This is a genomic window from Deinococcus radiotolerans (assembly GCF_014647435.1).
Taxonomy (GTDB): domain Bacteria; phylum Deinococcota; class Deinococci; order Deinococcales; family Deinococcaceae; genus Deinococcus; species Deinococcus radiotolerans.
The window spans coordinates 1-1,228 of the sequence record NZ_BMPE01000050.1; the positions used below are offsets into that span (position 1 = coordinate 1).

The window sequence follows — 1,228 nt, forward strand, 5'->3', positions numbered from 1 at the left end:
ACCGATCATACGTTCAGGAATGTTGCGTCCAGCACAGCCTCAACCTGAAGATGTCCGGTACAGAGCACCTATTGAGAACGGCGCGGGTATGAATGATGTGGATACTCCTGCCTCTCTTCCAGCTCATCACGCCGGACCTAGGCTGTGCGTTGCTCAGTAGCTAACAACGGCAGAAAAGCTCTGAGCGGGGAGTCAGGCTGCCCGGCCGTTACTTAAAGTGCGTCTGAAAAACGTGCTGGCGCAGGTTTTCCCAGAGCAATTATGCATGCACGGTAGAGGTTGGAGGCTGAACGCTCATGACCCGACCTGCGTACCCAAACGATCTGACCGACGCCGAGTGGAACGTGCTTTTCCCCCTTCTGCCTCAAGCGTCATCCGTTGGACGTCCACGGAAGTGGTCGTTGCGAGAGATCCTGGATGGGATTTTTTACGTCCTGCGCGGCGGGATTGCCTGGCGGGCGATGCCGCACGACCTCCCCCCCTGGCAGACGATCTATCACTATCACCGATTGTGGCGCCTGCATGGCGTCTGGGAAGCACTCCACACGGTTCTTCGGGAGATGGTCCGTCAGCGTGAGGGTCGCGCAGCGACCCCCAGCGCCGCGATCATCGACAGCCAGTCAGTGAGAACCACAGAAGCCGGCGGACCCCGCGGCTATGACGGCGGCAAGAAAGTCAGTGGCCGCAAGCGTCATCTCCTCGTCGATACCCTGGGTCTTGTCATGGCGATCAAGGTGCACGAGGCCGATATCCAGGACCGCACCGGTGCGGTCCTCCTGCTACGCGACCTGCCCAATGTTTTCCCACGGATGGGGCACGTGTGGGCAGATGCGGGGTACACCGGCAAGCTCGCTGCTGACATCAAGCTGCATCTGGGCTGGACCATGGAAGTCGTCAAACATCCCTGGTCCGGGTGGCAAGGCACCTGGGCGCCAAAGGATGCACCTCCACGACCCGTGGAGGTGCCGAAAGGATTCGTGGTGCTGAAGCGTCGCTGGGTGGTCGAGCGGACGTTCGCGTGGCTCGGGAAATCACGGAGGATGGCCAAAGACTACGAGGCGCTGGTGGAAACCGCAGAGAACTTGGTCTATGAAGTCATGATTCGGCTGATGGTGCGTCGCCTGGCAAAAGGCTCACCCTGACGGTTTTCAGACGCACTTTATCTGTACTTCGGGGAATATTCATCAGCGTCGTCCTGGCCAGCATCTGCGATGCTGGCCTTCTTGTT

At 59.4% G+C, this 1,228-nt stretch carries 1 protein-coding gene; it reads left to right on the forward strand.

The window, feature by feature from the left end:
* Positions 1-296 precede the first annotated feature (296 nt).
* Positions 297-1,142, forward strand: a complete 846-nt coding sequence (locus IEY63_RS22040) for an IS5 family transposase (RefSeq protein ID WP_189071140.1) — start codon at positions 297-299, stop codon at positions 1,140-1,142.
* Positions 1,143-1,228: the final 86 nt, after the last annotated feature.

Excerpts from the sequence above, each read along its gene's own strand:
- IEY63_RS22040 (WP_189071140.1), top strand. The coding sequence starts at position 297 with ATGACCCGACCTGCGTACCCAAACGATCTGACCGACGCCGAGTGGAAC.